22 protein-coding genes, 4 tRNA genes and 3 rRNA genes are annotated in these 24608 nt (G+C 49.9%); 10 read left to right on the forward strand and 19 right to left on the reverse strand.

The window, feature by feature from the left end:
* The first annotated feature begins 349 nt into the window (after positions 1 to 349).
* Positions 350 to 487 carry a hypothetical protein gene (locus ACP3TC_RS16980; protein WP_313855923.1) on the forward strand — a complete coding sequence of 46 codons (138 nt, stop codon included), beginning with the start codon at positions 350 to 352 and terminating at the stop codon, positions 485 to 487.
* A 75-nt stretch (positions 488 to 562) separates the two neighbouring features.
* On the opposite strand, the gene ACP3TC_RS16985 is transcribed toward ACP3TC_RS16980, so the two are convergent.
* Both ACP3TC_RS16985 and dnaQ read right to left on the reverse strand, forming a co-directional pair.
* Positions 563 to 639, reverse strand: a tRNA-Asp gene (locus ACP3TC_RS16985).
* A gap of 134 nt (positions 640 to 773) precedes the next feature.
* A complete protein-coding gene (dnaQ, locus tag ACP3TC_RS16990; protein ID WP_313855922.1) occupies positions 774 to 1505 on the reverse strand; it encodes a DNA polymerase III subunit epsilon in 732 nt (243 codons plus the stop codon).
* Here dnaQ and rnhA point away from each other — a divergent pair.
* Positions 1459 to 2025 (forward strand): ribonuclease HI, encoded by a 567-nt coding sequence (gene rnhA / locus ACP3TC_RS16995; protein WP_162231030.1) that lies wholly within the window; start codon positions 1459 to 1461, stop codon positions 2023 to 2025. The two genes, dnaQ and rnhA, sit on opposite strands and share 47 nt — an antisense overlap.
* Here rnhA and ACP3TC_RS17000 read toward each other — a convergent pair.
* Positions 2010 to 2747 (reverse strand): methyltransferase domain-containing protein, encoded by a 738-nt coding sequence (locus tag ACP3TC_RS17000; RefSeq protein ID WP_313855920.1) that lies wholly within the window; start codon positions 2745 to 2747, stop codon positions 2010 to 2012. The genes rnhA and ACP3TC_RS17000 overlap by 16 nt on opposite strands.
* A 42-nt stretch (positions 2748 to 2789) precedes the next feature.
* Here ACP3TC_RS17000 and gloB point away from each other — a divergent pair, with 42 nt between their 5' ends.
* Together gloB and mltD are read left to right on the forward strand one after the other, a co-directional pair.
* Complete coding sequence (gene gloB, locus ACP3TC_RS17005) at positions 2790 to 3545, forward strand: hydroxyacylglutathione hydrolase (RefSeq protein ID WP_426816893.1); 756 nt, start codon at positions 2790 to 2792, stop codon at positions 3543 to 3545.
* A gap of 70 nt (positions 3546 to 3615) precedes the next feature.
* Complete coding sequence (mltD, locus tag ACP3TC_RS17010; protein ID WP_313855917.1) at positions 3616 to 4995, forward strand: murein transglycosylase D; 1380 nt, start codon at positions 3616 to 3618, stop codon at positions 4993 to 4995.
* An 84-nt stretch (positions 4996 to 5079) separates the two neighbouring features.
* On the opposite strand, the gene ACP3TC_RS17015 is transcribed toward mltD, so the two are convergent.
* From ACP3TC_RS17015 to gmhB, 16 genes are all read right to left on the reverse strand, one after another.
* The gene (locus ACP3TC_RS17015; RefSeq protein ID WP_313855915.1) at positions 5080 to 5847 is read right to left on the reverse strand and encodes a class I SAM-dependent methyltransferase; all 768 of its coding nucleotides are present in this window, start codon (positions 5845 to 5847) and stop codon (positions 5080 to 5082) included.
* An 83-nt stretch (positions 5848 to 5930) separates the two neighbouring features.
* Positions 5931 to 6734, reverse strand: a complete 804-nt coding sequence (locus ACP3TC_RS17020) for an endonuclease/exonuclease/phosphatase family protein (protein WP_313855913.1) — start codon at positions 6732 to 6734, stop codon at positions 5931 to 5933.
* A gap of 163 nt (positions 6735 to 6897) precedes the next feature.
* Positions 6898 to 7809 carry a tagatose-bisphosphate aldolase gene (locus tag ACP3TC_RS17025; protein ID WP_426816894.1) on the reverse strand — a complete coding sequence of 304 codons (912 nt, stop codon included), beginning with the start codon at positions 7807 to 7809 and terminating at the stop codon, positions 6898 to 6900.
* 42 nt (positions 7810 to 7851) lie between these two features.
* Positions 7852 to 8385, reverse strand: coding sequence for an AAA family ATPase (locus tag ACP3TC_RS17030; protein ID WP_426816895.1), 534 nt, complete (start codon positions 8383 to 8385; stop codon positions 7852 to 7854).
* The gene (locus ACP3TC_RS17035) at positions 8382 to 8819 is read right to left on the reverse strand and encodes a PTS sugar transporter subunit IIA (RefSeq protein ID WP_426816896.1); all 438 of its coding nucleotides are present in this window, start codon (positions 8817 to 8819) and stop codon (positions 8382 to 8384) included. The genes ACP3TC_RS17030 and ACP3TC_RS17035 overlap by 4 nt, the downstream gene beginning before the upstream one ends.
* Positions 8820 to 8825: 6 nt before the next feature.
* Positions 8826 to 9098, reverse strand: a complete 273-nt coding sequence (locus ACP3TC_RS17040; RefSeq protein ID WP_313855909.1) for a hypothetical protein — start codon at positions 9096 to 9098, stop codon at positions 8826 to 8828.
* Positions 9099 to 9160: 62 nt separating this feature from the next.
* A complete protein-coding gene (locus ACP3TC_RS17045) occupies positions 9161 to 10498 on the reverse strand; it encodes a PTS sugar transporter subunit IIC (protein ID WP_313855908.1) in 1338 nt (445 codons plus the stop codon).
* Positions 10499 to 10512: 14 nt separating this feature from the next.
* Complete coding sequence (locus tag ACP3TC_RS17050; protein ID WP_313855907.1) at positions 10513 to 10803, reverse strand: PTS sugar transporter subunit IIB; 291 nt, start codon at positions 10801 to 10803, stop codon at positions 10513 to 10515.
* 9 nt (positions 10804 to 10812) lie between these two features.
* A complete protein-coding gene (locus ACP3TC_RS17055) occupies positions 10813 to 11793 on the reverse strand; it encodes a 6-phosphofructokinase (protein WP_313855905.1) in 981 nt (326 codons plus the stop codon).
* Between the two features lie 550 nt (positions 11794 to 12343).
* A tRNA-Asp gene (locus ACP3TC_RS17060) sits at positions 12344 to 12420 on the reverse strand.
* An 86-nt stretch (positions 12421 to 12506) separates the two neighbouring features.
* Positions 12507 to 12622: ribosomal RNA gene (rrf, locus tag ACP3TC_RS17065) — 5S ribosomal RNA — on the reverse strand.
* Between the two features lie 140 nt (positions 12623 to 12762).
* Positions 12763 to 15671: ribosomal RNA gene (locus ACP3TC_RS17070) — 23S ribosomal RNA — on the reverse strand.
* 195 nt (positions 15672 to 15866) lie between these two features.
* Positions 15867 to 15942: transfer RNA gene (locus ACP3TC_RS17075), tRNA-Ala, on the reverse strand.
* Between the two features lie 150 nt (positions 15943 to 16092).
* Positions 16093 to 16169 (reverse strand) — tRNA-Ile (locus tag ACP3TC_RS17080).
* 74 nt (positions 16170 to 16243) lie between these two features.
* Positions 16244 to 17786 (reverse strand): 16S ribosomal RNA (locus ACP3TC_RS17085).
* Together the 16S, 23S and 5S rRNA genes with 3 tRNA genes alongside form the textbook arrangement of a ribosomal RNA operon.
* A gap of 402 nt (positions 17787 to 18188) precedes the next feature.
* A complete protein-coding gene (gmhB, locus tag ACP3TC_RS17090) occupies positions 18189 to 18749 on the reverse strand; it encodes a D-glycero-beta-D-manno-heptose 1,7-bisphosphate 7-phosphatase (protein WP_426816897.1) in 561 nt (186 codons plus the stop codon).
* A gap of 191 nt (positions 18750 to 18940) precedes the next feature.
* Here gmhB and metN point away from each other — a divergent pair, with 191 nt between their 5' ends.
* The 6 genes from metN to proS all read left to right on the forward strand — a co-directional run bounded on the left by metN (position 18941) and on the right by proS (position 24557).
* Positions 18941 to 19972, forward strand: a complete 1032-nt coding sequence (gene metN / locus ACP3TC_RS17095) for a methionine ABC transporter ATP-binding protein MetN (protein ID WP_313855903.1) — start codon at positions 18941 to 18943, stop codon at positions 19970 to 19972.
* Positions 19965 to 20618 carry a methionine ABC transporter permease MetI gene (locus tag ACP3TC_RS17100; protein WP_313855902.1) on the forward strand — a complete coding sequence of 218 codons (654 nt, stop codon included), beginning with the start codon at positions 19965 to 19967 and terminating at the stop codon, positions 20616 to 20618. Before metN ends, ACP3TC_RS17100 begins: the two co-directional genes overlap by 8 nt.
* 35 nt (positions 20619 to 20653) lie before the next feature.
* A complete protein-coding gene (locus ACP3TC_RS17105; RefSeq protein WP_313855901.1) occupies positions 20654 to 21469 on the forward strand; it encodes a MetQ/NlpA family lipoprotein in 816 nt (271 codons plus the stop codon).
* A gap of 150 nt (positions 21470 to 21619) precedes the next feature.
* Positions 21620 to 22027: an Rcs stress response system protein RcsF gene (gene rcsF / locus ACP3TC_RS17110; protein ID WP_426816898.1), complete on the forward strand. Its 408-nt coding sequence runs from the start codon at positions 21620 to 21622 to the stop codon at positions 22025 to 22027.
* Positions 22024 to 22731: a tRNA (N6-threonylcarbamoyladenosine(37)-N6)-methyltransferase TrmO gene (tsaA, locus tag ACP3TC_RS17115; RefSeq protein ID WP_313855897.1), complete on the forward strand. Its 708-nt coding sequence runs from the start codon at positions 22024 to 22026 to the stop codon at positions 22729 to 22731. Before rcsF ends, tsaA begins: the two co-directional genes overlap by 4 nt.
* A 107-nt stretch (positions 22732 to 22838) precedes the next feature.
* Positions 22839 to 24557, forward strand: a complete 1719-nt coding sequence (gene proS, locus ACP3TC_RS17120; protein WP_426816899.1) for a proline--tRNA ligase — start codon at positions 22839 to 22841, stop codon at positions 24555 to 24557.
* Positions 24558 to 24608: the final 51 nt, after the last annotated feature.

The following is a 24608-nucleotide window of genomic DNA, read 5'->3' on the forward strand; positions in this document are numbered from 1 at the left end:
ACGCTGATTCTAAGAAATAAAATTGTCAAACAGTAATATTATTGCGATATTTTAACTACTTACGTACGATGCCCAGTGAGCAATTTTCTTCAAACTTAGCAGCGCAAGTGCACGCCAATATGCAGTGGCTTTGTCGATATTATTAAGCTGTGAAATTTTCCAGCACTAGTTATTATTCAGGTGTTTCTTCATAAAAATGTAATGCGGCTTTGCTGTTACGACATGGTGGGAGATAAAATTAATGGTGCAGTGCCAGTAAAAATATACCCACTGGCCGGGTAATCTAGCACAATACCCACACAAACACCATGGCAAAGTTCTTTCAGAGGGACATAGCTTACGGTCAGCGGTGGATGGTGGCCTCGCGATCAGCTTTACGCCATCGCTGCATGCGATCGCCAACTTTAGCGGGTTTATTGGCGTGCTGTTAAGCGGGATTTGCTATCGCTGGATTGTGCGTGATGAACGTGCGCCGGTATCGGGCTGAGGCGCTAAGATGATATTGCAGAAGGACTAAAACGACGAAAGCCTGATTCATTTCTGAATCAGGCTTTCTGAATGTTGGCGGAACGGACGGGGCTCGAACCCGCGACCCCCTGCGTGACAGGCAGGTATTCTAACCAACTGAACTACCGCTCCGCGCTTTGTTCCCCGTCGGGAACGAGGCGAATATTAATGGCACCGCAATTTTCCGTCAACGCTTTTTAGCAGATAACTATTCGTTTGGTGGTTTTTTCATCGTTGCGCTGCTTTTTTAGCGCATTATGAGACACTTATGCCCGCCACAGGCAGCTGCCGCCCTTCTTCATCACTAAATCCAGCCGCTGTTCATGCGCCATCACTTCTTCATCACTGGCTTGCAACACGCGCAGTGCCGAAAGTGGGCGCGCAATACGCTGAATACTTTCGCTGCCATCGGCTTCCTGGCGCTCGCCTTCCTGCGAAAATGACAGCGAGGTCTGGCCGCCGGTCATTATCAGGAACACGTCAGCAAGGATCTCGGCATCGAGCAGTGCGCCGTGCAGCGTTCGTTTACTGTTATCGATGTCGTAGCGCGAGCAGAGCGCATCCAGGCTGTTACGCTTGCCAGGGAACATCTTGCGCGCCATCAACAGGCTATCGGTCACCTGACAGAAGGTATCGGTTTTCGGGATGTCACGCTTCAGCTTGCTGAATTCGTAATCCATAAAGCCGATATCAAACGACGCATTATGAATCACCAGTTCCGCGCCGCGGATATACTCGAGAAACTCGTCGGCAATTTCACTGAAGGTTGGCTTGTCGGCAAGAAACTCATCGGCAATACCGTGAACGCCAAATGCTTCCGGGTCCACCAGCCGATCTGGCTTTAAATACATATGGAAATTGTTGCCGGTCAGGCGGCGATTGACCACCTCGACAGCACCGATTTCAATAATACGGTGACCTTCATAGTGAACACCGATCATGTTCATACCGGTGGTTTCCGTATCGAGTACGATCTGGCGTGTAATTGCTGTGCTCATAGGGCTCGTTTATGTCAGACTTGGCGTTTTGTCAGAGGGAAGTTTACCAGAGATGCGTAAACAGGTAGAAATTTTCACCGACGGTTCCTGCCTCGGTAATCCAGGTCCCGGCGGTTACGGCGCGATTTTGCGCTATGGGCAGCATGAAAAAACTTTCAGCGCCGGCTATCACCTGACCACCAACAATCGTATGGAAATGATGGCTGCGATTGTCGCGCTGGAGGCATTAACCCAGCCGTGCACCGTTACGCTCAGCACTGACAGTCAGTATGTGCGCCAGGGCATTACCAGCTGGATTCATAACTGGAAAAAGCGTGGCTGGAAAACCGCCGATAAAAAACCGGTTAAAAATGTCGATCTGTGGAAACGGCTCGACAGCGCGTTAAGCCACCATGATATCAAATGGGAATGGGTTAAAGGCCACGCCGGGCATCCGGAAAATGAACGCTGCGACGAGCTGGCCCGTAGCGCAGCCGGTAGCCCGGCATTTGACGATGTCGGTTATCAGCAGGAGTCGTGATCTTTGCTGTCACGAAACTGTCGGGTGGTGGCAGAGACCGCGGGCCGGAGATGCGCTTTGCTGGTCTGCTTTTTCGCTGGCGTCATGGTTAGCGGAAAGGTTCGCTTGCGGGCCACCACAATATTCAGACAGCCAAGAGCCGGTAAGTGTGCGCTGATCATTTTCCCCCCCTGTCGGTTCCACGGCACCACCTGAAATCGGGTGCGGTGTATCACTTCATAGTTCAGCAGACTCAACCAGTCCAGCAGGCGCATCTGGCTAAACATGCGCCCGCTCCACGGCGCACGACGATGTAATCCCGGAATAGCTTTACCGATCCCCAACAGGCTGAACGGATTGAAACCGCTGATAATCATCCAGCCATCATCAATTAATATCCGATCAACTTCGCGTAAAATGCAGTGCGGATCGCTGCTCCATGCCAGCGTATGCGCCAGTAAGCAGGCATCAACCGATTTTGACTCAAACGGCAGGCGCATCGGATCGGCAATCACCTGTAACCGCTCCCCCTGCTTGCCGACATTCACCTGATGTGAAATCGCGCAGGACTGGGTATCAATTTCAGCACTGAGGTTGCCAATTTTTAGCAGATGAAAGCCATACAGCTTAGCGAGGCAAGGCTGCAAATGATGTGAAAGCGCGTCACGAAAATAGTCGCCCCAGGGCATATCCGCCCAGGAGTCTGGCGCATTAAGAATTTGGCGTGTTTTAGCGGGCTTCATGCTTTACCATCTTCATTCCTTTACGGCCTTCGAGAGGTGTCTATGAATCTTACCAGCATTCCCGCACTCCAGGACAACTACATCTGGACGCTAAATGATGAAAGCGGTCACTGCCTGATTGTTGACCCGGGCGAAGCGGCTCCGGTTATCGCAGCGGTACAACAAAATCACTGGCAGCCGGTAGCCATTTTGCTCACTCACCACCACCACGATCACGTTGGCGGCGTAAAAAAACTTCTCGAAATCTGGCCTCAACTGGTGGTGTATGGCCCGCAGGAGACACAAGATAAAGGAGCTACCAACATTGTTGGTGAGGGAGATCGCTTCACTATTTTGGGACGCGAATTTAGCGTGATTTTTACCCCGGGCCATACTTTAGGACATATCTCATATTTCAGTTCGCCTTACCTTTTCTGTGGCGACACGATGTTTTCTGGCGGTTGCGGACGGCTATTCGAAGGTTCACCAGAGCAAATGTTCAATTCTTTTCAGAAACTTAGCAAATTACCTGACGACACACTGGTTTGCTGCGCACATGAATATACATTATCCAATTTGAAGTTTGCGCAGGCGATTTTGCCAACAGATAGTGAAATTGCACGCTATTGCCAGCAAATTAAGGAGTTACGCGCCGAAAATCGCATTACATTGCCAACAAAACTGGCTCTGGAGCGTAAAATTAATTTATTTTTAAGAACAGAAGACACTGATTTGCAAGAAGTTTTAGGTTTTGATTGTGCTCCACAACCTCAGTGGCAGGTATTTGCGCGTTTACGCGAGTTGAAAGACGGTTTTTGATATTCTGGTTGTGTTGTGCAGACTGACCACGTATGATTGCTCGTCTTTTAAGCAAACTATTGACACACACATGAAGGCTAAAGCGATATTACTCGCCTCAGTCTTGCTGGTGGGTTGCCAGGCGTCAAGGCATGATGCCAACATCCCAGAACAGCATGCACAGAGTCTGTCTTCGGCAGGTCAAGGTGAAAACGGAAAGTACTCAGATCGGATGTTGTCTCCGCGTTGGCAGGATGATGGAACCCGCCTCGCAGAAGACCAGGATCTTTGGAATTTCATTAGTGACGAGCTGAAGATGGAGGTTCCGGAAAATTCCCGGATCCGTGACCAAAAACAGAAGTACCTGAAGAACAAGAGCTATCTCCACGATGTAACATTACGGGCAGAGCCGTATATGTACTGGATTGTCGAGCAGATTAAAAAACGTAATATGCCGATGGAACTGGTACTGCTACCCATAGTGGAGAGCGCTTTTGACCCCCACGCTACGTCATCCGCCAATGCCGCAGGCATCTGGCAGATTGTTCCGGCTACGGGGCGTAATTATGGTTTGAAACAAAACCAGTGGTATGACGGTCGACGTGACATCGTCGCATCTACCAAGGTTGCGCTGGATATGATGGAGCGCCTTAACGACATGTTTGGCGGCGACTGGTTACTGACCGTTGCAGCCTATAACAGTGGTGAAGGCCGCGTTATGAAAGCGGTAAAACAGAATAAAGCGCGCGGGAAACCGACCGACTTCTGGAATTTATCGTTACCACGCGAAACCACGGTCTATGTGCCGAAAATGCTGGCTTTGGGTGAAATCCTGAAGAACAGTAAGCGTTACGGTATCAAACTGCCGACCCCGAACGAAAGCCGTGCATTGGCACGTGTGGAAGTAGGACAGCAGATTGAACTGACACAGGCTGCCGAGATGGCAGGCATGTCACTGAACAAGCTGAAAAGCTTCAATACGGGTTACAAACGTGGAACAACAGCGCCAAACGGTCCCCATTATATTATGGTGCCAAAGTCGAATGTTGCCACATTGCGTAACTCACTGGCGACAGGTGACATCGCTGCGGTTCAACCCACCCTGGTGGCGGATAACAGCAGCAATGTCGGTGGCTACAAGGTTCGTTCCGGCGACACCTTATCTGGCATCGCGAAGCGACTGGGCGTTTCGGTAAAAGATTTGCAGCGCGCGAACAATTTGCGCGGCGCAAATATTAAACCGGGCCAGACGTTAAGCACAGGCAGTAGCAAAGGCACCGAACTGGCTAATAACAGCAGTATCACTTATCAGGTACGGAAAGGGGATTCCCTTAGCAGCATTGCTAAACGTCACGGCGTTAACGCCAAAGATGTGATGCGCTGGAATACTGTACTCAGTGATGCGAAAAACATTCAGCCCGGCGATAAGCTGACGCTGTTTGTTAAAAACAGCAACACGCCTGATAGCTAAATTGTTCCGTTATACCCAATAAAAAGCCACTCAACCGAGTGGCTTTTTTGTGCCTGACTTCAGGCGCGCACGCTGTAAACATCCCTACGGCTTATAAGCTTCGATAAAAATAATATCAGAACTGAAGCTGCCATCATCTTCTAAAGCATAATAGCGCTTCACTTCGTCGGAGGCAGATTGTTGATAAGCGCGTATGGCGGCAACCAGCGTTTCAGGCGTGCGCATCCGCGCAATCCAACTGGAGAACTCCAGCTGCAAACGATCCTGCAGAATACCAGCGATCGCCAGACCGGCTTCAGTGAACATCGTCAGCCATTCACCCGGAGAGTAGTTGCGTACATGAGAGGTGTCGCGCAGTGCTTCTGTCGTTTGCAGCCAGATATCAAGTACCGCGCTACCGGGCGCACTGACATCCATAAAAATTACCCTGCCACCCGGTTTCAGCACTCGCTTCGTTTCCCGCAGTGCCTGGCCGACATCATGCCAGTGATGCGCAGAGTAACGGCTAATCACAATATCGAACTCGCCGTCGGCAAATGGTAATGATTCGGCATATCCCTGCTGAGTAGTCAGATGTGCTAAACCACGCTCCTGCGCCGCTTGAGTTACCACATCCAGCATTTGTGAAGAAAGGTCATAAGCCACCACCTCCTTTACCTGCTCAGCGGCGATAAAGCTGGCATGCCCGGCTCCGCATCCCAGGTCAAGCACCCGCGCCTGTGGGGTGGCTGACAGGCGCTCAGCCAGCCGCTGCAGGTCACGGCCACTGGCATGCACCGCACTGCTCAGGTATGCACTGGCACGTTCGCCAAACTGTTTCTCAACGTTATTGTGGTGACTTTGCGTTGCCATATCTCTGTTTCCTCTGTTTTTGGTTTGTTCTAAAAACAGGGCAGACGTGACCGGCCTGCCCTGACGGCAGGCCCGAATCATCCTCAGAGAAGCTCAGGCTTGCCGGGATGGAATTCAACGAGTAGCGGATTATGATCGGATGCGCGGGTTACCAGGACGGAAGCCTCTGCGACATTCATTCCACGGTAGAAAACAAAATCGAGTGGCCGGCCAAAGGCTTTGCGCCGGTGATCGTCGGTAAAACGAACTTCTCGCAGCGTCATCTCGCGGGCAAAACGATACAACGCATTCATACGCTGACGGCTCCAGGCGTTAAAATCACCGGCCATAATCACCGGCCCTTTATGATGCAGGATCTGCTCACCAATTGGGCCCAGCTGTTTACTATAGACATCAACACCAAAACTAAAGTTAACCGCATGGATATTCACCACCATCAGCATTTCCCCTGTGGGCAATGGATAGGCGGTAACCAGCGCGGACTTTGACAGCCGCAGCAACGGTTCGCGCTCACGCAGCGGGCAGCAGTAGATTGGATGTGCCGCGGCCAGCGTCATTACGCCAGAGGGATGCTGGGGCAGAACAAAAGCGGGAACCTGATCGGCAGCGAGATAATGGGTGGTGGCAAACTGTACCAGTTCCGGCGTAGTTTGTGCTTCCTGCAACAGCACCAAATGTGCGTCTTTACCAAAGTTTTGCAGTACCGATAACCAGTCGGCGCGCTGCTGTTTAAAAATATTCCACACCAGCACGCGCAGCCGGTTATTGGTCGGTAACGGCTCACCGGGCGGGAGTGCCTGACCTACATGCAGCATTGCGCCCGGCGGAAAAATTCGCTCCGCTGGCTGGCCTGCAACGTATCTCATGGCATAGGTTTTCTTCCGCACTTTCTCGCCTGTCCCCGTAATCACTGCTGAGTGTTCTGTCCTGTCTTTCAGTTATAGGGGCTTTAAGACGCAGTTTCAATGAGCACGGCTAATTTCATGGCAACTAAGAGTAAACAAATGCAAAAATAGCCTGACCACGGCAGGTCAGGCTCACATCCACGAATCAGGCGCTAATCCGCTGTTGCCTGTATTTTATCAACAGCTGCTGGATATCCCGTAAGCGGGATACTGCAATCGAAGAGAGCTTCTCACGGGAAACCTCGCGGTCAAGAGAGATACAGTCTTTCCATAGTGAACGACCGGCGATCACCCCTGAAGCACCATTGCTGAGCGAAATATCCACCTGTTTCAGGAACGTGCTGTGATCGACCCCGGCAGACAGCACCGCCCAGGGAATATCACCACAAATTTCCGTCACTCTGGCGCAGGCTTCTTCAGTTCCTGGATAAGGGATTTTCAATACCTTGGCTCCACAGTCGATACAGGCCTGGCAACCATCCTGAATCAGCTGTGGAATCTTGCGCTGGTACTCTTCCTTACTTTCGTTTTCCAGAGGATAGGTCAGGAACTCCACCACCAGGAACAGATCTTCACGGGCAAAATCGGCAATCACATCGCGCAGTGTCTGTAAGTTAGCGCTGTTAGCCTCAGGCGTATCTGTGCGCAAATAGATCATAATCTTGCCGCCGGTGGCTCCCAACTCGCGCACCTTACGCGCATTAATGCCTTCCACCATTTTAGAGATACGATACCCTTGTGGCGAAGTATCCCAGCCGGAAGCATCAAGACCAACCAGCAGCCCGGTATTACGCGGCACTACTCCTTCATCAATAATGCCAGGCACCGCACAAATCGGATCAACCAATACGCAGCCCGCTTCGGCGGCCAGATATTGGGTAATATCGTATTTAGTATGCCCCAGGATCTCATTACTGATCCCAGCTTGTTCTTCCGGCGTTGCCGCTAACAGCGTGCGCATGCCACCACGTTGATCGCAGGCTACAACCATCATTGAACCTGTAGCATCGCAAATCATTTGATAACCACGACGTTCTGCTGTTGTCATTTTGTTCATTAGTTAACTCCTCATACAGAGATAATTTATGGAAAATCAGAATTAATTAAGACGGTTTTTTATCCATGCAATCAGATTTTCATCGTTACACTCTTTATCCTGATCAAGGGTGTAGACGTCACCGAATGCCATCGGCAGTGCTTCTTTCGCCAGTGAAATTAGTTCTGGAATATATTCTTCACCCGGATGTCCTTTTAAACGGCAACCACAACGATTTTTATAACGTTGCGCAACCCGCTCAGGTGAGATCTTATTCCAGACTTCCAGTACGCGCTGGCAGCCACTGATCGCTAAATAATCTTCTAATATCGTTTTTTCCCGAAAGCCAAACCAGGCATCCATCACAAATACCGAATCAGGCGGGGAGCTCTTAACGATATTGAACATCGCTTCATAAGCGGCATAGCCAAGTTTTCGATTTAATTTCCTGTCAATAATCTCGGAAAACTGAACCATAAAAGGCTCTTTAATTTCATCGATACTTAGCACAGGAAAATTAAAGTGAGCAGCCAGTTTATTGGCAACAGAACTTTTACCTGATGCCGGTATACCATTAACTAAAATCAGTATTTTCATAGTAACCCAAGAATTTCATCAATTGTTGTGGCTCGTCTGATTTGCGATAACGTTTCCTCCTGCTCCAGAAGGCCGACTATCGAAGCAATTCCCTCAGTTATATGGGAGTCGCTATTAGCACCACCAAACATGACGATAATATCCACAGGATCGCTACCATTAATTGACATCGGTCTGGTGAGCGTCACCATACTGAAACAATCGCTGATTACTCCACACTCGGGTCTGGCATGAGGAATAGCAATACCTTCATCAAAAACATAGTAAGCGCCATATTCGATAGTGTTATTAATTACGGCCTGTGGATAGTCGGGAGTGATAAAGCCACCACTAATTAATGGCTTTGCTGCTTGCTGAATAACATCACCCCATGAGTCGGCGTCCATTCCGACCTGAATTGTCTTGTTCTGTGAAAGGAACGCTTTAATACTCATATCACCTCATATATTTCTGCGTATGATATTCCTTAGCTCATCCATTTTGACGAACAGGTCATCAACCCGATTACGGTATTGTTTATTAGCTGAATAGACCTTTACTGCTTGATTGTATTTCACCATTAATGTCTTCTGAATCATATTATCAGCAGGGTTATGCTGTAAGCCTGACTCAAGCTGAATTAATTCAGCTGAAATTAATTCCGCTTCATGATTGTTATCCTGCTCTGCTGCGGAATTTTCGGGATTAAACAGCTGCTTTAACTTTGCAAACATAAATCCTCCTCATATCTTTATCAAATTTTCCTGCTGGCAATATCCGTCAGTAATATGAAAAATTATTTACTTAGCTTTCGATTAGAGAACCAGACAATCAGTATTACGAAGGCAATAAACCCGATAACAAATGGCCAGTCATTCTGGAAAGCATGACCGAGAACCAGTCCGGTTCCGATAACATCAGAATCACTAAAGGTGACGCCTTTAAAACCGAAGGTTTCCAGTAACGGAACCAGCATTGCTGGTAACAAGGTGATAAAGAGTCCATGCACCACGCCACCAATAATCGCCCCTTTACGTCCTCCCATCGCATTACCAAATACTCCGGCCGCTCCGCCAGCGAAGAAGTTAGTCAGCAGTCCGGGCAGAATCATCGCGAGACCGAACATCGGGAACACAATCATGCCGATAATCGAACCAACAGTGGTGGCAAGGAAACCAACAATCACCGCGTTAGGTGCATAAGGGAACAGCACCGGGCAATCGAGCGCAGGTTTAGCATTTGGGACCAGCCGCATCGCAATTCCTCTGAACGCCGGTACCAACTCGTTGAGCAGTAAACGTACGCCGCTATAGAGAACAAATACTCCGGCAACAAACTGCATCGACTGCATAAATGAATACATGATGTAGTTGGTTTCGCCCGAGAATTGCGCAATATATTCCGGTCCGGCAAAAATAGCAGGAATGATATACATTGGCACCATAATGACCGCCATTGATAAATAGGTATCCTGCAAGAACTTGAAGTTATCCGGCAGTTCCAGATCTTCAGTCGAACGGGAGTTCTTACCAATGGCGCGAGCGACAGCCGCCTGAACCAGATAGCCGATGGTGCAGAAGTGCCCAAGGGCAACATCATCAGAATCGGTGATCTTGCGAACGATAGGCTGGGCAATGGCTGGCATTAATACCGCCATAATGCCCCCGAAGATGCCGCCGGTAAGAATCAGCGTTGCACCTGTCAGCCCGGCCTTATAGCCAATCACCGTGCCGATGGTCGCCATCCACAACAATGCCTGACCGGTGAGAAAGATATATTTGAACGGAGTAATACGCGCAATAATGATGTTAACAGCAAAAATCACCAGTAACGTCAGTGCGACCTCTGATCCAAGCTCACGATTTGCCACTCCGGCAATTGCCGCCACATCCGTGATGTATCCCTGCATACCAAAACCACTGGTAAAGATATCGTTCAGGAATGTTAAGGCCGCGACGATGATATTAATACCGGCCATCATGATCAAAAAACCAAGCAGAGTTTTAAAAGTCCCCTCTACCGTTTTACCGACAGATTTTTTTTGCAGGATAAGACCCAGCATAGCGATTAAAGCAATAAGTATTGAAGCCTGGCCGAGAAAGTCTTTCACGATAAAATGAATAATTGCGTCCACTTACCACCTCATTGTCAGTTTGAATTCATATAAGCGAGGATTTTTTCTTCTATTTCTTTTTTATCAGTGAGTTTATTTAATATGATTACCCTTCTTTTCTCTTCTTCACTCGCATCTGATGTCAGAATATCGGCGAACATTTTTTGGGTAAGAATAATGTCATATTTATAGGATGATGCTTCTGATACCGTGGTGTGATCGATATCAGCATCAATACATAATTTTTGTAAAACAGATTTTGCGCTCATTTCAATAGCAAAACTAGAGCCCAGACCACAACCACACACGCAGAGTACTTTAAGCATATTCACACCTCAGATAAGGTTATTTACTTTAGCCAGTTTGTAGAGATTGCTCTCTTTGTTCACTAAACGTTTGTCGGAATTTTCAAGGTCGATCGGTATTGCTTTATTATTATTATTAATAACAATAATCTTATTCGTCAGACCGCTATTAATACACCTGACCACTTCTTCTGCCAGAATAGCGCCTTGTATAATCTCTTCGCCGGTCGGCGTGCCGTTACGTAGACCATAGCCAAGAATGGTTTTTCTGATTCTGATACCAATCTTATGCTCAAGTTTGCCTATCATGGTATCGATCGCACCCTGAAAGCCGGGAGTATACTCTTTGGTATATCCTTCAGAGCATAAGATAATCACGCTATTCTGGCTGTCGATTTTACGTTTAATCCTGTCAGCCAAAACATCAATATCCCATGGTGATTCGGGGATCAACGCTATGTCTGAATTACTTTTTAGTGCAGCCTGTAAAGTCAGTTCACCACAGTAACCGCCCAATAATTCAATCATAAATATACGCCCCGGCAAGCCACGTCCGGTATTGCGTAGTTTCTCCACTTCGCTGATAACCTGCTCACACGCAGTGGAAAATCCAATCGTATAACTATTGCCGATAATGTCATTGTCAATTGTCATGCCGACGCCGTAGCAGTTCACACCATAATTACTCAGTACTTTTAAAAACTGAAAAGATCCATCTCCTCCGGCCATAATCAAACAATCTAACTTTTTTTGACGGATATTTTTGACGATTTTTTCATAGTCAGATTTTTTACACTTATCTTCTTTACGGCCGGAGGATATTAACGGTACAGAAGAGATTGATAAATCCACCAGGTCCCGGCGTGATATCTCTTTGCAGCGGTTAGCGATCAGGCCATTAATACCGCCATCAAAAACTACAATTTCAGATTCTGTCATTCTGTTAATCTGAAACAGAAAGTTATTCATCCCACTGACATCACCACCACTTAAAACTAATCCTATTTTCATGGCAGACCTCAGATAATCACTCAGCGTTTAATGTGTGAATGATGTTAAAGATGCCATAATTAATTTTTTTGAACCTTGTCACATTTATGAAACGAATTCGTTCACTGGCAGGGATTGACAGCGTTTAAATTGATTTAATTTTGTGATTCAAATCACTTATTTTGGCGCTATATTTCGACTATCTTTCTGTAACCACATGTTTTATAAGATAATTATTTGTGTGATCGATATCCCGTCTTTCAGGTAATCGCTGATGAATAATCTCTTACTGATTATGTGATTGCTTTCACATTAATCAGAGCACGGATATCGATTTATTTGCTGCCAGCTTAGAACTTATAATCCGGATTTTATTGTGAGTAATACGACTTGAGTGGTTTAACCACCGCGATTGCAGAAGTGGGGATAAGTTAATATGGGGAATTTAATGGAGTGAAATGGATTCTGAACAGTCATCAAGTGGGCTAAAACCGTCTGACTTTGGCAATAATAGTTGTTTTCTGTGCATACGAAAAAGCCCTGAGCTTATGCTCAGGGCTATCGTAATAAGTGGCGGAACGGACGGGGCTCGAACCCGCGACCCCCTGCGTGACAGGCAGGTATTCTAACCAACTGAACTACCGCTCCACCGATTCTGTACTGATTCCAGACTTATCGTCTGACTTCAGGTGTTTCTCTCACTTCCGCGTTACGGGAAATGGTACTAATTTGATGCCTGGCAGTTCCCTACTCTCGCATGGGGAGACCCCACACTACCATCGGCGCTACGGCGTTTCACTTCTGAGTTCGGCATGGGGTCAGGTGGGACCACCGCGCTAAAGCCGCCAGGCAAATTCTTTGTGCGTGAAACGAATCTTTTGCGCTTAACCAGCACAAAATCTTTCGTTTCTGCAAATTCTTTAATCCGTATGAACAAGCTGAAATTGATGGTTCTCTCACACACAACCACCAAAACACTTCTGGCGTTGTAAGGTTAAGCCTCACGGGTCATTAGTACCGGTTAGCTCAACGCATCGCTGCGCTTACACACCCGGCCTATCAACGTCGTAGTCTTCAACGTCCCTTCAGGACCCTCAAGGAGTCAGGGAGAATTCATCTCGAGGCAAGTTTCGCGCTTAGATGCTTTCAGCGCTTATCTTTTCCGCATTTAGCTACCGGGCAATGCCATTGGCATGACAACCCGAACACCAGTGATGCGTCCACTCCGGTCCTCTCGTACTAGGAGCAGCCCCTCTCAATTCTCCAGCGCCCACGGCAGATAGGGACCGAACTGTCTCACGACGTTCTAAACCCAGCTCGCGTACCACTTTAAACGGCGAACAGCCGTACCCTTGGGACCTACTTCAGCCCCAGGATGTGATGAGCCGACATCGAGGTGCCAAACACCGCCGTCGATATGAACTCTTGGGCGGTATCAGCCTGTTATCCCCGGAGTACCTTTTATCCGTTGAGCGATGGCCCTTCCATTCAGAACCACCGGATCACTATGACCTGCTTTCGCACCTGCTCGAGCCGTCACTCTCGCAGTCAAGCCAGCTTATGCCATTGCACTAACCTCACGATGTCCGACCGTGATTAGCTGACCTTCGTGCTCCTCCGTTACTCTTTAGGAGGAGACCGCCCCAGTCAAACTACCCACCAGACACTGTCCCCACGCCGGATTACGGCGCCAGGTTAGAACATCAAACATTAAAGGGTGGTATTTCAAGGTTGGCTCCACGCAGACTGGCGTCCACGCTTCAAAGCCTCCCACCTATCCTACACATCAAGGCTCAATGTTCAGTGTCAAGCTGTAGTAAAGGTTCACGGGGTCTTTCCGTCTTGCCGCGGGTACACTGCATCTTCACAGCGAGTTCAATTTCACTGAGTCTCGGGTGGAGACAGCCTGGCCATCATTACGCCATTCGTGCAGGTCGGAACTTACCCGACAAGGAATTTCGCTACCTTAGGACCGTTATAGTTACGGCCGCCGTTTACCGGGGCTTCGATCAAGAGCTTCTCCTTGCGGATAACCCCATCAATTAACCTTCCGGCACCGGGCAGGCGTCACACCGTATACGTCCACTTTCGTGTTTGCACAGTGCTGTGTTTTTAATAAACAGTTGCAGCCAGCTGGTATCTTCGACTGGCTTCAGCTCCGGGAGCAAGTCCCTTCACCTACGCGCCAGCGTGCCTTCTCCCGAAGTTACGGCACCATTTTGCCTAGTTCCTTCACCCGAGTTCTCTCAAGCGCCTTGGTATTCTCTACCTGACCACCTGTGTCGGTTTGGGGTACGATTTCGTGTTACCTGGAGCTTAGAGGCTTTTCCTGGAAGCATGGCATCAGTTACTTCACCACCGTGGTGGCTCGTCATCACGCCTCAGCCTTAGAGCATTCCGGATTTGCCTGGAATGCAAGCCTACACGCTTAAACCGGGACAACCGTCGCCCGGATAACCTAGCCTTCTCCGTCCCCCCTTCGCAGTAACACCAAGTACAGGAATATTAACCTGTTTCCCATCGACTACGCTTTTCAGCCTCGCCTTAGGGGTCGACTCACCCTGCCCCGATTAACGTTGGACAGGAACCCTTGGTCTTCCGGCGAGCGGGCTTTTCACCCGCTTTATCGTTACTTATGTCAGCATTCGCACTTCTGATACCTCCAGCAGACCTCACAGTCCACCTTCGACGGCTTACAGAACGCTCCCCTACCCAACAACACATAGTGTCGCTGCCGCAGCTTCGGTGCATGGTTTAGCCCCGTTACATCTTCCGCGCAGGCCGACTCGACCAGTGAGCTATTACGCTTTCTTTAAATGATGGCTGCTTCTAAGCCAACATCCTGGCTGTCTGTGCCTTCCCACATCGTTTCCCACTTAACCATGACTTTGGGACCTTAGCTGGCGGTCTGGGTTGTTTCCCTCTTCACGACGGACGTTAGCACCCGCCGTGTGTCTCCCGTGATAACATTCTCCGGTATTCGCAGTTTGCATCGGGTTGGTAAGCCGGGATGGCCCCCTAGCCGAAACAGTGCTCTACCCCCGGAGATGAGTTCACGAGGCGCTACCTAAATAGCTTTCGGGGAGAACCAGCTATCTCCCGGTTTGATTGGCCTTTCACCCCCAGCCACAAGTCATCCGCTAATTTTTCAACATTAGTCGGTTCGGTCCTCCAGTTAGTGTTACCCAACCTTCAACCTGCCCATGGCTAGATCACCGGGTTTCGGGTCTATACCCTGCAACTTAACGCCCAGTTAAGACTCGGTTTCCCTGCGGCTCCCCTATACGGTTAACCTTGCTACAGAATATAAGTCGCTGACCCATTATACAAAAGGTACGCAGTCACCCTGATAAATCAAGGCTCCCACTGCTTGTACGTACACGGTTTCAGGTTCTGTTTCACTCCCCTCGCCGGGGTTCTTTTCGCCTTTCCCTCACGGTACTGGTTCACTATCGGTCAGTCAGGAGTATTTAGCCTTGGAGGATGGTCCCCCCATATTCAGACAGGATGTCACGTGTCCCGCCCTACTCATCGAACTCACAACAAGTGCAGCTTCGTGTACGGGGCTATCACCCTGTATCGCGCCACTTTCCAGAGGCTTCCACTGCTGCACAAACTGATTCAGGTTCTGGGCTGTTCCCCGTTCGCTCGCCGCTACTGGGGGAATCTCGGTTGATTTCTTTTCCTCTGGGTACTTAGATGTTTCAGTTCCCCAGGTTCGCCTCATTAAGCTATGTATTCACTTAATGATAATGCAACGGATTGCATTGGGTTTCCCCATTCGGGTATCGACGGTTGTAGCGCCTCATATCGGCTTACCGTCGCTTATCGCAGATTAGCACGCCCTTCATCGCCTCTGACTGCCAGGGCATCCACCGTGTACGCTTAGTCGCTTAACCTCACAACCCACAAGTGTTTCCACTGCGGTTGCAAGCATTTGAGAGACTCGAACACATCGCGATTCATTTCTTATTACGGAGAAATGAGACGACGCGTCGTTTCAATTTTCAGCTTGTTCCGGATTGTTAAAGAGCATAATACTTCGCAGCACACCGTTGCCGGTTTGCTCTGAAGTATTTTTTGAGTAAACAGTATGGTGGAGCTAAGCGGGATCGAACCGCTGACCTCCTGCGTGCAAGGCAGGCGCTCTCCCAGCTGAGCTATAGCCCCATACAGTTACTGCAGAGACCATCTACTACCACTCACCAGGAGTCACATCTCTCTTTTGAAGAAATGCTAATTCGTTCTCAGGCAAGGCGTGCGGGAGGGAAGTTTACTTCGGTAAACGACCGACTGCATAACGCAGCATGAGAAGGAATTTGGTAGGCCTGAGTGGACTTGAACCACCGACCTCACCCTTATCAGGGGTGCGCTCTAACCACCTGAGCTACAAGCCTGTAGAGGTTTTTTCTGCTCGTTACTTTTTCATCAGACAATCTGTGTGGGCACTACGCGGGTATCTTCACATAGGTAAGGAGGTGATCCAACCGCAGGTTCCCCTACGGTTACCTTGTTACGACTTCACCCCAGTCATGAATCACAAAGTGGTAAGCGCCCTCCCGAAGGTTAAGCTACCTACTTCTTTTGCAACCCACTCCCATGGTGTGACGGGCGGTGTGTACAAGGCCCGGGAACGTATTCACCGTAGCATTCTGATCTACGATTACTAGCGATTCCGACTTCACGGAGTCGAGTTGCAGACTCCGATCCGGACTACGACGCACTTTATGAGGTCCGCTTGCTCTCGCGAGGTCGCTTCTCTTTGTATGCGCCATTGTAGCACGTGTGTAGCCCTGGCCGTAAGGGCCATGATGACTTGACGTCATCCCCACCTTCCTCCGGTTTATCACCGGCAGTCTCCTTTGAGTTCCCGACATTACTCGCTGGCAACAAAGGATAAGGGTTGCGCTCGTTGCGGGACTTAACCCAACATTTCACAACACGAGCTGACGACAGCCATGCAGCACCTGTCTCACGGTTCCCGAAGGCACTAAGGCATCTCTGCCAAATTCCGTGGATGTCAAGGCCAGGTAAGGTTCTTCGCGTTGCATCGAATTAAACCACATGCTCCACCGCTTGTGCGGGCCCCCGTCAATTCATTTGAGTTTTAACCTTGCGGCCGTACTCCCCAGGCGGTCGACTTAACGCGTTAGCTCCGGAAGCCACGCCTCAAGGGCACAACCTCCAAGTCGACATCGTTTACGGCGTGGACTACCAGGGTATCTAATCCTGTTTGCTCCCCACGCTTTCGCACCTGAGCGTCAGTCTTCGTCCAGGGGGCCGCCTTCGCCACCGGTATTCCTCCAGATCTCTACGCATTTCACCGCTACACCTGGAATTCTACCCCCCTCTACGAGACTCAAGCTTGCCAGTTTCAAATGCAGTTCCCAGGTTGAGCCCGGGGATTTCACATCTGACTTAACAAACCGCCTGCGTGCGCTTTACGCCCAGTAATTCCGATTAACGCTTGCACCCTCCGTATTACCGCGGCTGCTGGCACGGAGTTAGCCGGTGCTTCTTCTGCGGGTAACGTCAATGACGAAGGTTATTAACCCTCACCCCTTCCTCCCCGCTGAAAGTACTTTACAACCCGAAGGCCTTCTTCATACACGCGGCATGGCTGCATCAGGCTTGCGCCCATTGTGCAATATTCCCCACTGCTGCCTCCCGTAGGAGTCTGGACCGTGTCTCAGTTCCAGTGTGGCTGGTCATCCTCTCAGACCAGCTAGGGATCGTCGCCTAGGTGAGCCGTTACCCCACCTACTAGCTAATCCCATCTGGGTTCATCCGATGGTGTGAGGCCCGAAGGTCCCCCACTTTGGTCTTGCGACGTTATGCGGTATTAGCTACCGTTTCCAGTAGTTATCCCCCTCCATCGGGCAGATCCCCAGACATTACTCACCCGTCCGCCACTCGTCACCCAGGGAGCAAGCTCCCCTGTGCTACCGTTCGACTTGCATGTGTTAGGCCTGCCGCCAGCGTTCAATCTGAGCCATGATCAAACTCTTCAATTAAAAAGCTTGATGCTCAAAGAATTAAAACTGTTATTCGTAATGAATATAGTAGTCACTCTTGAGACTTGATATTTCAAATTTTTTCCATCCGAGGATGGTTTGCGATATCAACCCTGCGAGTGCCCACACAGATTGTCTGATAAATTGTTAAAGAGCAGTGCAATCAGCGATTTGGCTTGCTGTTGCGAGGTGGCGTATATTACGCTTTCCTCCTTCAGAGTCAACCTCTTTTTCAGAAGTTTTTCTCCGGCGGTTCAGAACTTCCTGAACCTCTCAACACCGTGGCTGGTAAGCCGTTGTTCCGTGTCGATGGAGGCGCATTATAGGGACGCCGCCGGGGATAGCAAGCACAAATCTCAACTTTTTTACTGGTTGCCGCAACTTCGTACGAAATGCTGTTTTTTAACCCTGTTTAATGCGTTCAGGCAGCTCTGCAAGGCTATTAATCACCCAATCCGCCTCTGCTTCACCTTCAGCGGTGACGGGCTTTCCGCTACGAACCAGTATCTTTTTACCTACTCCGGCCGCTTTACCTGCCAGTAAGTCATCAATTTTATCACCTACTATATAGGAAGACGCCAAATCGATATTGAGCTCTTGCTGTGCTGAGAGCAGCATACCCGGTTGCGGTTTACGGCAATCGCAACTTTGACGATACGTTTCTTCTATAGCTTCCGGATGATGAGGGCAGAAATAGATGCCATCGAGATCAACTTCACGGTCGGCCAGTGACCAGTCCATCCACTCGGTCAGTTGCATAAACTGATCTTCGCTAAACTTACCGCGAGCGATACCCGACTGGTTAGTGACCAGTACCAGAGCGAAGCCCATTTTTTTCAGTTCACGCATGGCGTCGATTACGCCATCAATAAACTGGAAATCATCGATTTCATGGACATAGCCGTGATCGACATTTATGGTGCCGTCACGATCGAGGAAAATTGCGGGTACAAGCTCTGCCACGTAGAAACTCCTGCTACTAAATTTGCTGCACAGTATCGCATGATTGCAATAAAAGAGAGAATCTCAGTTTGAATGACTTCGATTGATTTAGACGTCTGGATGCCTTAACATCCGATCAAATTTCGCGGTTGCGATGATTGACACCAGACAAGTACCACGGACAACTTTTCACCACGATAATAAATAGATCAATGATAAAACTTTCAAATATCACAAAAGTGTTCCAGCAGGGTTCACGCACCATTACAGCGCTGTCTGACGTCAGCCTGCACGTGCCTGCCGGACAAATATATGGCGTTATCGGCGCATCAGGTGCCGGTAAAAGTACACTCATCCGCTGCGTTAACCTCCTCGAACGTCCTACTTCCGGTAGCGTTCTGGTAGACGGCCAGGAGCTGACTCAGTTATCAGAAAGCCAGCTGACTCAGGCGCGCCGGCAGATTGGCATGATTTTTCAGCATTTTAACCTGCTGAACTCTCGTACCGTGGCTGGTAATATCGCCCTGCCGCTGGAGCTGGGTAATCTGTCGCGCGAGCAGATCAAAAAACGGGTCACTGAATTACTGGAGCTGGTTGGCCTTTCAGAGAAAAGAGATGTCTGGCCTGCCAATCTGTCCGGTGGTCAGAAACAGCGTGTGGCAATTGCCCGTGCGCTGGCCAGTAATCCTAAAGTACTGCTATGCGATGAAGCCACCAGCGCGCTTGATCCGGCCACAACCCGTTCGATTCTGGAACTGCTGAAAGACATTAACCGTCGTCTTGGCATCACTATTCTGCTGATCACCCATGAAATGGATGTGGTAAAGCGCATCTGCGATCAGGTTGCAGTGATCAGTAATGGCGAGTTAATAGAAAAAGACAGCGTCAGTGAAGTGTTCTCTCATCCGAAAACCCCTCTGGCACAGCAGTTTATTCAGTCGACACTGCATCTTGATATTCCTCAGGATTATCTTGATCGCCTGACGCCTGAAGCCAAAACTGATAGCGTACCTTTATTACGCCTCGAGTTTACCGGTAAATCGGTTGATGCGCCTTTGCTCTCAGAAGCCGCTCGCCGTTTTAACGTTAATAACAATATTATCAGCGCGCAGATGGACTACGCCGGGGGCGTAAAGTTCGGCATTATGCTGGCTGAAATGGACGGTAACGACGCGGACACCCAGGCCGCCATCGCGTTCCTGAAAGAACATCACGTGAAAGTTGAGGTATTAGGTTATGTCTGAGGCAATGATGTGGTTACTGGGCCGGGGCATTTGGGAAACCCTGATGATGACCTTTGTCTCCGGCTTTTTCGGTTTTGTGATTGGCCTGCCGTTCGGCGTACTGCTGTATGTGACTCGCCCGGGCCAGATCATGGAGAATGGCAAGCTGTACCGCGTGCTTTCTGCGCTGGTTAACATCTTCCGTTCGATTCCTTTTATTATCCTGCTGGTATGGATGATTCCCTTTACCCGCATGGTGGTTGGCACCTCTATCGGCCTGCAGGCGGCCATCGTGCCACTGACCGTGGGCGCAGCGCCATTTATCGCCCGTATGGTGGAGAATGCCCTGCTGGAACTGCCAACCGGCCTGATCGAAGCCTCACGTGCAATGGGCGCTACGCCGTTACAGATTATCCGTAAAGTGCTGCTGCCTGAAGCGCTGCCGGGTCTGGTTAATGCTGCCACCATCACGCTGATTACCCTGGTTGGTTACTCGGCAATGGGCGGTGCAGTCGGTGCCGGTGGTCTTGGCCAGATTGGTTATCAGTACGGTTATATCGGATACAACGCAACAGTAATGAATACGGTATTAGTATTGTTGGTGATTTTGGTGTATTTGATTCAGTTCTGTGGTGATCGCATTGTTCGCGCCGTCACCCATAAATAAACAAGCAACATTAATTTCATTTTGAAGGAAAGGATATGTCTTTTAAATTTAAAACTCTTGCCGCTGTGGGTGCGCTGATCGGTTCACTGGCGTTGGTTGGATGCGGTCAGGAAGAGAAAGATCCTAACCATATTAAAGTGGGTGTGATTGTTGGTGCAGAGCAGCAGGTTGCTGAAATTGCCCAAAAAGTCGCTAAAGAGAAGTATGGCCTTGACGTTGAGCTGGTGACCTTCAACGACTACGTACTGCCAAACGAAGCGTTGAGTAAAGGGGATATTGACCTTAACGCTTTCCAGCACAAACCTTATCTCGATCAGCAGATTAAAGATCGCGGTTACAAGCTGGTGCCGGTAGGTAATAGCTTTGTTTATCCTATTGCTGGTTACTCCAAGAAAATTAAATCTCTGGATGAGCTGAAAGACGGTGCGCAGGTCGCGATTCCTAACGATCCGACTAATCTTGGTCGTACCCTGCTGTTACTGCAGCAACAGGGCCTGATCAAACTGAAAGACGGTGTTGGTCTGCTGCCAACCGTACTGGACGTGACTGAGAACCCGAAAAAACTGAAGTTGGTTGAGCTGGAAGCTCCTCAGCTGCCTCGTTCTCTGGACGATCAGCAGATTGCGCTGGCGGTCATCAACACCACTTATGCCAGCCAGATTGGCCTGACCCCCGCTAAAGACGGCATCTTCGTAGAAGATAAAGATTCTCCTTACGTTAACCTGCTGGTTGCACGCGAAGATAATAAAGACGCGGAAAACGTGAAGAAATTTGTCCAGGCGTATCAGTCGGACGAAGTCTATGAAGCCGCTAACAAAATCTTTAACGGTGGCGCAGTTAAAGGCTGGTAATTCTACCGCCTGATTGCTCCCTGACAGAGGGCGACGGCAACGTCGCCCTTTTTTTTACTGGTAATACCTGCCTCATCCCGCTTGATTGCTTGTCATTTCAACCATAGCTTGCTTCAATAACGCCTCTTTCAAAAACATGAGGATGGTCCCATGCGTGTTCTACCGCTCTGTTTGTTAGCGCTGTCGCTGACAGGGTGTTCAATGCTGCACAAATCTCCAGAACCGGTTAGCGGCTCAACCACGCAATCGACGCAGTCTGAACCGGTGCGCGCCAAACCCGCTCCTCGTCCAGCGCCAGTAAAACTGTATACCAATGCTGAGGACCTGGTCAGCAAGCCGTTCCGTGATTTAGGCGAAGTATCCGCCGATGACTGCCAAAGCAGTAATCAGGACTCACCTGCCAATATCAATACGGCGCGTAAAAGAATGCAGATTCGTGCGTCGGGTATGAAAGCCAACGCGGTTCTGCTGCACAAGTGTGAAATTGTCACCGGTGCGCCAGGCTGTTATCGTCAGGCGATTTGTCAGGGTTCAGCGCTGAAAGTTTCCGATCAATGAGCCAATTTTCCTTCGAGCAAATCGGTGTAATCCGCTCCCCCTGGAAGGAAAAATTTGCGGTTCCCCGCCAGCCCGGCCTGATTCAGGACGGCGGCGGCGAACTGCATTTGCTGGCGCCTTATAATCAAGCGGAAGCGGTGCGCGGTCTCGAAGCCTTCAGCCATTTGTGGTTACTGTTTATTTTTCACCAGACGATGGAAGGTGGCTGGCGTCCGACCGTGAGACCTCCACGGCTTGGCGGTAATGCCCGAATGGGAGTATTTGCCACCCGCTCGACTTTTCGTCCAAACCCGATTGGCATGTCGCTGGTCGAACTGCTTGATATCCGCTGTGATAAAAACAGCGTGATTCTCAAGCTTGGCAGCCTCGACCTGGTCGATGGCACGCCTGTTGTCGATATTAAGCCCTATTTACCCTTTGCCGAGGCGCTGCCCGATGCGCGCGCAGGTTTTGCCCAGCACGCGCCGCCTGCCGATATGCCGGTAAGTTTTTCGCCTGCGGCGCAGGCACAAATCGCGCAACAACAGCAGCATTATCCTCAACTTGAGCGCTTTATTACTCAGGTGCTGGCACAGGATCCGCGACCAGCTTACCGTAAAGGTGAAGAGCCCGATCGTGAATATGCCGCCTGGCTGCTGGCATTTAATGTGCGCTGGCGCATCACCGCGTTGGGAACTGAGGTCATTGCCGTCGATCCACGCTAATTTATTGCCCTCTCTCTTTTGAGGATTCAGACACGCTGGTACACTAGCCACCAGCGTTTCAGGCAGTTTTTTTCGATAGTTTTCCGTTTAATTGGAACCGTAACAACATGCGTACTACTCAATACCTGCTCTCCACTCAGAAAGAGACCCCTGCCGATGCGGAAGTGATCAGCCACCAGCTGATGCTGCGCGCCGGGATGATCCGCAAGCTGGCATCCGGTTTATATACCTGGTTGCCCACCGGTTTGCGCGTACTGAAAAAAGTCGAAAACATCGTGCGCGACGAAATGAATAACGCCGGTGCCATTGAGATCTCTATGCCGGTGGTGCAACCCGCCGACTTATGGCAGGAGAGCGGTCGTTGGGAGCAGTATGGTCCTGAGCTGCTGCGTTTTGTCGATCGTGGCGAACGCCCTTTTGTGCTCGGTCCTACTCACGAAGAGGTGGTGACTGACCTGATTCGTAACGAGCTTAGCTCTTATAAGCAGCTACCGTTGAATCTGTTCCAGATCCAGACCAAATTCCGTGACGAAGTGCGTCCACGTTTCGGCGTAATGCGCTCACGTGAGTTTGTGATGAAAGATGCCTACTCTTTCCACACCTCGCAGGAATCTCTTCAGGAAACCTATGAAGTGATGTACCGCGCCTACAGCCAGAGCTTCAGCCGTATGGGTCTCGATTTCCGCGCGGTGCAGGCGGATACCGGTTCGATTGGTGGTAGCGCGTCTCACGAATTCCAGGTACTGGCACAGAGCGGCGAAGACGATATCGTGTTCTCTACCGAGTCAGAGTTCGCGGCCAATATCGAACTGGCTGAAGCGGTTGCGCCACAGGGCGAGCGTCCGGCAGCGGGCGAAGCGCTGCGCGAGATCGACACACCTGATGCTAAAACCATCGCCGCGCTGGTTGAGCAGTTTAATCTGCCAATTGAAAAAACCGTGAAAACCCTGCTGGTAAAAGCAACCAAAGAGAGCGGTCACACGCTGGTTGCGCTGCTGGTACGTGGCGATCATGAGCTGAACGAAATCAAAGCAGAGAAGATTGATATCGTTGCCGCACCTTTAACATTTGCCAGCGAAGAAGAAATTCGTACCGCTGTCGGTGCCGGTCCTGGCTCACTCGGTCCGGTCGGTCTGAAATTACCGGTCATTGCTGACCGTACCGTGGCGAAAATGAGTGATTTCAGCGCCGGCGCCAACGTTGACGGCAAGCATTTTGTCGGCATCAACTGGCTGCGCGATCTGCCAGAAGCGCAGGTTGCAGATATCCGTAACGTGGTAGAAGGTGATGCCAGCCCGGATGGTAAAGGTACTCTGTTGATCAAACGCGGTATCGAAGTTGGTCATATCTTCCAGCTGGGCACCAAGTACTCTGAAGCGATGAAAGCCTCAGTACAGGGTGAAGACGGACGTAACCAGATTCTGACCATGGGTTGTTACGGTATCGGTATCACCCGTATCGTGGCGGCAGCCATTGAGCAGAACCATGATGAGCGCGGCATTATCTGGCCAGCGGCGCTGGCACCGTTCCAGGTGGCAATTCTGCCAATGAACATGCACAAATCTTTCCGCGTAAAAGAAGTGGCGGAAGAGCTGTACAACACGCTGCGTGGCAAAGGCATCGAGGTGATTCTGGACGACCGTAAAGAGCGTCCGGGCGTGATGTTTGCCGATATGGAACTGATTGGCGTGCCGCACACCATCGTGATTGGCGATCGTAACCTCGACAGCGAAGAGATTGAGTACAAAGCGCGTCGTGAAGGTGAGAAACGCATGATCAAAACCAGCGAGATCGTTGATTTCCTCGTGGCTGAGCTGGCGAAATAATCTTCCCCACGGGCGGCGTTCTGGTATCGCCGCCCGTTCTCCACATTATTC

Source organism: Winslowiella sp. 2C04 (assembly GCF_050037805.1).
In the GTDB taxonomy this organism is placed as follows: domain Bacteria; phylum Pseudomonadota; class Gammaproteobacteria; order Enterobacterales; family Enterobacteriaceae; genus Erwinia; species Erwinia toletana_A.